General features: G+C 50.5%; 7 protein-coding genes and 1 tRNA gene. 2 read left to right on the forward strand and 6 right to left on the reverse strand.

The window, feature by feature from the left end; all coding sequences use genetic code 11:
* On the reverse strand, positions 1–1374 hold a 1374-nt coding region (locus tag A918_RS19830; protein WP_022710509.1), incomplete at its 3' end, for a PAS domain-containing protein.
* 461 nt (positions 1375–1835) lie between these two features.
* Between A918_RS19830 and A918_RS0107750 the strand changes: the two genes are divergently transcribed.
* Positions 1836–1912, forward strand: a tRNA-His gene (locus A918_RS0107750).
* A 122-nt stretch (positions 1913–2034) separates the two neighbouring features.
* On the opposite strand, the gene A918_RS0107755 is transcribed toward A918_RS0107750, so the two are convergent.
* The 5 genes from A918_RS0107755 to A918_RS0107780 form a co-directional block, all read right to left on the reverse strand.
* On the reverse strand, positions 2035–2538 hold the full coding sequence (locus A918_RS0107755; RefSeq protein ID WP_156831410.1) for a hypothetical protein: 504 nt from the start codon (positions 2536–2538) through the stop codon (positions 2035–2037).
* 134 nt (positions 2539–2672) lie between these two features.
* Positions 2673–4304, reverse strand: coding sequence for an exodeoxyribonuclease VII large subunit (gene xseA / locus A918_RS19835; protein WP_022710511.1), 1632 nt, complete (start codon positions 4302–4304; stop codon positions 2673–2675).
* 167 nt (positions 4305–4471) lie between these two features.
* Positions 4472–5344, reverse strand: coding sequence for a LysR family transcriptional regulator (locus A918_RS19840; RefSeq protein WP_022710512.1), 873 nt, complete (start codon positions 5342–5344; stop codon positions 4472–4474).
* 342 nt (positions 5345–5686) lie between these two features.
* Positions 5687–7060 (reverse strand): glutamate--cysteine ligase, encoded by a 1374-nt coding sequence (locus A918_RS0107775; protein ID WP_022710514.1) that lies wholly within the window; start codon positions 7058–7060, stop codon positions 5687–5689.
* Between the two features lie 205 nt (positions 7061–7265).
* Complete coding sequence (locus A918_RS0107780; protein ID WP_022710515.1) at positions 7266–8003, reverse strand: 16S rRNA (uracil(1498)-N(3))-methyltransferase; 738 nt, start codon at positions 8001–8003, stop codon at positions 7266–7268.
* A gap of 474 nt (positions 8004–8477) precedes the next feature.
* On the opposite strand from A918_RS0107780, the gene A918_RS22020 reads away from it, so the two are divergent.
* Positions 8478–8618, forward strand: coding sequence for a hypothetical protein (locus A918_RS22020; protein WP_162994564.1), 141 nt, complete (start codon positions 8478–8480; stop codon positions 8616–8618).
* Positions 8619–8689: the final 71 nt, after the last annotated feature.

Here is an 8689-nt window from a genome sequence, read left to right on the forward strand (position 1 = left end):
TGGTGTTTTCTGGAGAACCTCACGGCGCAGACGGTCGGCTATCTCGCGAAATGCACTGCGCTCGGTTGGCGATAGGCCGTTTTCCGGACGGGCAGGGCGGATTTCCGCAATAATATTGGCCTTATCTGCGGGAAGATTCTCGCTGGCTGGCTCAGTATCCTGCTGACGCTTCTGTGAGGCGCGCAGTGCTTCCATCAGAATGATTTTCTCGCTGGAAAGAGGTGCGCTTTTCGCATCTTCGGTCTGGGGCGCAGGTGCATCCGGTACGACAGGCCCTGATATCAGCGCCATACCAATGGCTTCAGGATCCTGCTCCGTTAAAGACGGATAGAGAACGCCAAAACCGCTGAAGCCGGAAAAAGCCTTATCGCGCGCAAAGGCAGGCAGCGCAGCGAGATCAACAGGAACGCGCTGATCTGTACCCTGCACAGGCCAGAAAATTCTTTTGCCAGACCATGTTTCCTGCTGCTTCAACAGGGCAGCAATAACACCGTCATTATCAAAGCCGAAAACTTTAGCCACATCGGAGAATTTACGGCCGATAATATCAGCGGCATTGTCACCGACAATTGCTGCAAATTCCGGTGAGATTTCCGTAAAGCGGCTGTCAGCATCTACTTTCCAGATAAACCGTGCAGGAGCACTTTCTTCAGCCGCAGGAGCAGTAATCTCCGGATCGTCTTGCGTGATTTCGGTTATGTCAGCGACATCCTGTGCAGGCGCAGTTGAAACTGCACTATCCTGCACTTTCTCAACGAGAAAGAGATAAGGTGCCTGTTCATTCTGACCGTCAAGGCGGATCATCATTGCGGGCAGGGTGCTTTGGCCGGCGCGTACACGACGGCGCACAATACCATCAGCTTCATCCTGCGCTTCAACGATCAGATCAGCCAAAGTGTTGCTGTTGATGTTCAGGGCATCAAATTGCGCATCGCTGTTCAGAATGGTTCCGTCTGCCTGCACTTGCATCAGGTGATGATGCGGCAGAGGCGGAATAAGGTTGTTTGCTGTATCTGTTGCCGCTGTAGTCATGAGAATGACCGGTTCATTCGCATGTGCCAGCGCCAGCGGTGTTACAGTGCATTGCTGCAAGGCTGAGTGCAAACCGCCGCCCAGACGCAGCATAATTGTTTTCGCACCCTCTGTGCCAAGATCGAGAGCCATAATCTGGCGCTGTGTCTGCGGGCTGAAATCTGCATCCTGTCCGATAAGTGCGGCTGCCGCATCTTCGCCAAGAAGGCGGGCGCCGCTGTCATTTGCCCAGAGAACAGTTTGCAGGTCGTGCGACAGCACCAGCATGGCGTCTCCCCTTGCGAGAGCCGCACGGATGCCGGAAAGAGGGATCAGCTCCATGAAATCCAGATGCTGTTGCATATATTTAGTTCCGTACCCGACCAATAACTGATTTGATCTGTCTTAAGCTGTTGTCTGTTATCGGAAAATTTTGGTTCCGACAGAGAATTTACAGGCATTATCACCACAAAGCGGGCGGTTCTGACAAACACTTTCTTAACTATTAGTTAATGTCCCCAAGGGGCAAAGCGCTGTCTGATGAAACTTGCGGATAAAAATCTCCTGCTGCGGTTCCATCTGTCAGGGCGCATTATGGTTAATCAGTGGTAAATACAGGGTTTACATGGCATAATCATGATGAAAACATAAAAGCATCGCATTGGTTTTCCGGTTTTTCAGGCAGGCAGAATGAAATCCTGAGCAATAATCCGGTAAGGCATCATATTTTCACAAAGTTTTTTTGATATATGCTTGCAATATGCGATGATTTTACGTATCTGACCCCTATCGGCAGCCTGATTGATTCACTGCCGGATTGGTACGCGGTCGTAGCTCAGTTGGTTAGAGCGCAGGATTGTGGCTCCTGAGGTCAGTGGTTCAACTCCACTCGACCGTACCATTCCAAATTTACCGCTTTCACATCAATAGATTACGATCTGATGCCTCATCTGTAGGCAGAGCAGTTTTGTCTTTATTTTGACAAAAGCGGAGATGCTCCGCTTTTGTCCGGTATGATTTTGCTTAATAGTTCCGGCTCGGATCGACGTGGATATTGCCATCGTCATAGACCTGAATTTTCACGTCCGGATTTCCCTCAAATATTAGATATTCAACCCCGCGACGCATTTTCCATTGGTAGCCGCGCTGAGGATCAGAGGCATTCGAGGGCTCCCATTTCATTTCTGAAAATTCTTTGCCCTGAGACCAGCGATTTTCTTTTTTGGCAAAGACCTTGCTTGGCGTGTCAGCCTGATCGCGCAAATTGAAATCGTAATAATTTTTACGATCCTGAAGAAGAATATCGCGGGCATTTTTCAGGGGCTTGCCCTTTTCATCAACCTTATCACGATCACTGATATGTGCCGTATAGGTCTCAACCAGTTTGGCCGGTTTTGATGTATCATTGCTTGCAGATACTGGCTGATTTTGGCTGGCTAAGGGCTTGTCCGTCTGTGTTGCACTTGTTGTGCATGCCGTAAGCACGGAAAGCGATGTAAAGACTGTAATAATGCCTGTATACTTCAATCTTTCTCTCCCCCGCTGATTGAAGTCGCAGATATATGTTATTTTTTATGCTATTAAAACTATAGAAATGCGTCTCTTCCGATAGTGACGGGCGAAATAGTAAAAATAAATCTGAATAGACTGCCGGATATATTTTAGAAAAGCGTTCCCTGACCGCTGTCTTTGGCACGCGGAGCTTTAGTTTTCTTGTCTTTGACAGACGGTTCGGCAGATTGCATTTTTGGAGTCTGAGCTGCCGGAGCTGGCGCTGAACCATCCGCAATGACGGAGCGATCACCGTCATGAAAGCGCAGTGTCAGATTTTCGCCTGTTTGCACTGCCGCTGCTGCTTTAACCGGCAGCCCCTGATCGTTCAGCACAATAGCAAAGCCACGCTTGAGGACACTTGTATGGGACAAGGTTTCCATCAGTCGGGACAGCTCCAGACTGCGGGTACGGTATTTCTGCAGGCTATGACGCATGGCCTGATCGCCGCGCCGTTGCAGATTGGCAATATTAAGCACCCATTGACGGGAGCGGCGCAGGATCAGCTCGCCGGTCAGTCTTGATGATGTCTGTCGCAGCAAGTTGCGGCTGTTCTGCGTTTTGAGAGACAGGCCTCTCGGCAGGCGCTGATTGAGCTGTTGCAACTGCAAGCGGCGCTCTCTGATCTGCTGATTGAGCAGGCGCGGGGAGAGGTGGCGCTTCAATCCGTCAAAACGCGCACGTTTTTGCTCTGTGCTGACCAGCAGCGCACGGCCCAGTCTGGAACCGGCTTCATCAAAGCGGCGTCTCGGCAAGGCAAGTAACTGATCGGTCGATGGCAATGCCCTTTGTAAAGCGCGATAGGATTCACGTCGCCTGTCGATCAGTCGTGTCATGGCTGATGCCAGTCGCGCACTGTAAGACGCAAGCTGCGCTTGTAAATCTGTGCGAACCGGCACAGCCATTTCTGCAGCGCCGGTTGGTGTCGGGGCGCGTATATCTGCCGCAAGATCAATCAGTGTCCAGTCGGTTTCGTGCCCCACAGCTGAGATAACCGAAATATCGGAGGCCGCAACTGCGCGTACTACATTCTCATCATTGAAGCCCCAGAGATCTTCCAGACTGCCGCCGCCACGGGCAACAATCAGCACATCTGGTCGGGGCAGCACTTCGCCGAAATAGGCTGAGTTGAAACCGGCAACGGCACGGGAAACTTCCTCTCCGGTTGTCTCGCCCTGCACACGAACCGGCCAGACCAGTACATGCAGAGGAAAACGATCGGTAATCCGGTGAATAATATCACGGATAACCGCACCGGTCGGAGAGGTGATAACGCCGATTGTGCGGGGCATGAACGGCAGCAATTGCTTGCGGTCTGCATCAAACAGCCCTTCACGTGCCAGCCGTTGTTTACGCTCTTCGAGCAAAGCCATCAGTGCACCGGCACCGGCAGGCTCCATCTGCTCAATCACGATCTGATATTTGGATGAACCCGGATAGGTCGTGAGTTTGCCGGTGGCAATCACTTCCATACCTTCTTCCGGCCGGAATTTAATGCGGCTCATGGAACCGCGCCAGATCACAGCCTCAATCCGCGCACGTTCATCCTTGAGGGCGAAATAAGCGTGGCCAGAAGAATGCGGACCGCGATAACCGGAGATTTCGCCGCGCACCCGCACATGGCTGAACGTATCCTCAACAGTACGTTTCAGCGCACCGGATATTTCCGATACAGAATATTCCGCAACATTGGTCGCGTTGTTTTCTGTCTGACGGTCGGGCGAATCTGGAAAAAAACTCATGACTCTATTGGCCATTTTATGGGCTTGGCGGTCAAGAGACTTTGCTGTTGTCCAGTGTGAAACGGTTTTCGGATAAGATACGCGTTACAATAAAGAGTTAAAGCATCGATCTGATTCAAGCAGTCCCAAATGCGTTCTGAAGACAGTTTTGCCGGAAATGGATTTGATTATTCTGAAAAGCGGATCGGTTTTCGGAAACTGGTTTTAATGGCACCGGCGATCAGATCAATGGCGGGTGCATGAATACCCTGTGCGCGAATGAGTGACAAAGCGCAGGAGGGCAGTTTGGGGAAGCCGTCTTCCTCATTGAGCACGCGCATGCCGCTTCCCACCATATTGTCAGGCAGAATCGAGATTGCGCTGCCGGAACGCACCGCCATGAGGATGGAGCGGGCGGAGGAGGTGGATAAAACGATACGATATTCGCGCTGTATCGTGTTGAGTGTATCCGTCAGCACTTTGCGCCAGCTGCAATTTGTCTTGTTCATTGCCAGCGGTATAACAGGCTCTTCATGCGGAGAGTTTTCTGCTGAGGTTGCCCAGACAAAACGGCTGGTATTGAGGACTTCCGAGCGTTTTTGTCCCGTATTATGGGTGATGAGGGCAAGATCCAGTGCCCCGCGGCGGATATGGTCAATCAGCGCATCTGTCGGTTCACAATGCAGAATGGTTTCAAATGCCGGATAATCACGGAATATCGGCTGCAAAGCATCCTGCACCATATGTTCCAGATAAATATCGGGCAGGCCGATACGTATATTGGCCTTCATTTTATCAGTGCGGAATGAGGCAACCGTTTCATTGTTCAGCTCAATAAGGCGCCTTGCATAATTCAGCAGTTTTTCGCCATGCGGTGTCAGCAGGAGATGACGCCCTTCGCGGGCAAAAAGCGGCTTGCCGATACGCTCTTCAAGGCGGCGTATCTGCATGGAAATCGCAGACTGGGTTCGGAAAACACTGTCAGCCGTTTTGGTGAAACTACCGGTTTCGGCAATCAGCAGGAATGTACGCAACTGATCCAGGTCAAGTAGTGTCTGCATGCCATGCTCCGGTTAAGTTCCGGTAATCATATGGAATATCTTAATGAAGGCAAATAGTTTTATTGCAGTTTTCCAACATCTTTACTTGGATAAATATAAGATAAGTCAAATTTAATATATTGTGGTTTGCTTTTATTAAGACCTGTTCAGCTTTGTTAAGGAAATCATTGTGTATGTTGACACAATGTCAGGTGCAATTTGCAAAAATAAAAAGAGCGGCTGCATTTTTGAATCAGGCAGCCGCTCTTTATTCATGAAGGCGATTAGAGCATAATTCCTTAAACCTGGATTGGTTTAAAGTGTTAGAGCGACCTTTGTGTGCCAGGTCTGGCACACGGCGCTCTAGTAGGAATAGGCTTTAAAAACCGGCTCGACAGACTGGTTCCAGTCGCTGTCAAAGTGAGACAGCATTACCTCTGCCAATGGTTTTCCTGATTTGGCAATAGCTTCCAGCGGTTCAACATAGATACTCTCGTCGCGGCCGTTTTCATCCGTATTTTTACGGTTTTTGAGACCCTGAGAGGCGATTGCGACTGCCTGTGCGGCAATATCTGCGACTTTGCCTTTGCCGAATGGCGTGGCAAGGCCGCTTGCAGGCACAGTGTTACGCATTGCAACCACTTGCTCGAAATCCCAGTCCTTTGTCAGATCCAGTGCCGCATTCAGTGCATCCTGATCATAGAGCAGGCCAACCCAGAAAGCGGAAAGTGCTGCAATATGGGACAGCGGGCCACCGTCAGCACCACGCATTTCGAGGAAACGCTTAAGGCGGACTTCCGGAAACAGTGTGGAAATATGGTTCGCCCAGTCGCCCAAATTAGGCTGTCCGGCAGTTGGATGATCCTTCATTGCGCCGTTCAGAAACTGGCGGAATGTAATATGCGTGCAGTCAATATAGTGGCCGCCGCGCATGATGAAATACATCGGCACATCCAGCGCCCAGTCTACATAATCAGCAAAGCCGAAGCGCTCTGAGAACACGAATGGCAGGACACCTGCGCGTCTGTTATCCGTGTCGCGCCAGATGTCTGAGCGCCATGATTGCAGGCCGTTGGCTTTGCCTTCCGTGAATGGTGAGGAGGCAAAAAGCGCAGTCGCGACAGATTGTAGCTTCATGCTGACCTGCATCTTGTGCCGCATATCCGTTTCAGAACCGAAGTCGAGATTCACCTGAATAGTCGAGGTGCGATACATCATATCCAGCCCCTGACTGCCGACTTTAGGCATATAGGCTGTCATAATGGCATAGCGGGATTTCGGCATAACCGGCGTTTCAGCACGCGTCCATTTCGGACTGCCGCCCATACCAAGGAAACGGATGCCAAGCGGTGTCGCAATTGTCTGCACATCTTTCAGATGCTGACTGGCTTCCGCATAGGTCTGATGAATGGTCTGCAGCGGTGCACCGGAGAGCTCGAACTGGCCGCCGGGTTCCAGAGAAATTGCACCCTGACCCTGCGGGCTGACCAGACCGATCAGTTTGCCTTCGTCGATAATCGGATCCCAGCCAAGACGCTGTTGCATCGCTTCCAGAATGGCGCGGATGCCTTGCGTGCCTTCATAGGGAACAGGGCTGTTATCTTTGGTATAATAGGGAAATTTCTCATGCTCAGTGCCGATGCGCCATTTGTCCTGTGGCTTACAGCCTTCTGCGAGATATTCAGCCAGTTCCTCAATGCCGGAAATGGCTGTTTCGTCTGTGGTATCCCGAGCCATGCTTTGCATTACCCTATTTTGTAGTTGTCACTATTCATATATGTGATTGGCGTTTTTTTATCCAACACGCAAGTGGAATTATTGGGCATAATTATTTGGAATAATAACAGGACGCGTAATTGAGCCTTGTCCTGTTGCGAAGAACCCTGAAAAAAAATGCGCTATTGCCGGAATTATGCTGTGAGTGCTGCATAAAATAACAGGATTATTGCCAATCGCCGATACTTGCCTGAATCACAGCCATGGCTGCTACCGCAGCGGTATCAGCGCGTAAAATTCTGGGGCCAAGCGGAATCGCTGTCACAAAATCCTGCTTATGCAAATATTGACGTTCATCTTCTGAAAAGCCACCTTCAGGGCCGATGAAAACACCGGCAGGCTTGCCTTTCAGGCCGGTCAATAATGGCAGGGGATTGTTGCCCTCGGCAGCCTCGTCACAGAATATCAGCGCGCGTGCCTCATCCCATTGCTCCATGAATTTATCAAAGCGCAACGGCTCCCTGTATTCCGGCAGGATGAGAATTCCGCATTGTTCTGCGGCTTCACGCATATTGGCCTGCATCCGCTCGCTGTTGAGCTTGGGCATCTGGCAATGCTGGGTGATAACCGGCTGTAAGACGGAAGCGCCCATTTCAACAGCTTTCTGGATAATATAATCCATGCGGCCGGTTTTCAGCGGGGCAAAACAATAATGAAAATCAGATGCCAGCGGCTGCGGACGTGTCTGCTCGGCAGGGTGCAGAGAGACGCGTTTTTTGCCCGTTTGCTCTATATGTGCGAGCCATTCACCATCCCGCCCGTTGAACAGCAAAATCTTGTCGCCGTCCCGCATACGCAGAACATTGAGCAGGTAATGTGCCATATCCGCCGGAGCCTCTATGAGGTGATCCGGTTGCAGGGGAAGGTCAATAAGCAGTCGTTGCATTCTGTAATTTGCGCGCATCGGCTACGGATGGCAGAGAGAAGGCTGGCAGGTCAAGTGATAAAGAGTGCTGTAACCTCGATGTTAAAAACAGAGCAGCAAAATAGACGGAGAAATTCTAGGTAAAGGAAATGCGGCGGCCATTTGTGGCGCTGCCATTGTGCTTGTCACGGAGACTCACTGCGGTGGGTCAGTCGGAAATTTGGGGCTTGGATGGCGCATTTTGCTTATGCGTAAAGATCTATGGTTACTATTTGATTGAGTGAGATCGGGTTTTTATACTGCACAGAGCCGTTTCAGTTGCTGATCTGCCACAATGAAAATCAAACTGATTTTTGTATGTGTTTTTAGCGTGTATCTTGCGCATGTTTTATTGCTGTTAAGATCGGCTGCTTATATCTGGAAACACCTTTCAACAATGCTGAGTCCGTGCGCATCTTTATGCAATGTGCCGGTTCATGCTGAATTTAGTCCGCTTCCGGGAGACTTGTTTCCATGTCCGCAAAGAGCGCCACGCTCCTGACCGTCCTTATGTTGTCTGCAATCCTGTTTACTGGATTGGGCCTGCTCTCCGTTGAAACCGGCGGCAGCGCAGTTGCAAATGACGGATACGGCATTTCGTCTTTCCATCATTAATAATCAGGATCAGCTGATGTTTCTCTAACGGGAAATATTGGTTTCTTATAAAAAAAGGCCCGCCCGGGCCT

It is taken from the genome of Pseudochrobactrum sp. AO18b (assembly GCF_000409565.1).
Lineage (GTDB): Bacteria > Pseudomonadota > Alphaproteobacteria > Rhizobiales > Rhizobiaceae > Pseudochrobactrum > Pseudochrobactrum saccharolyticum.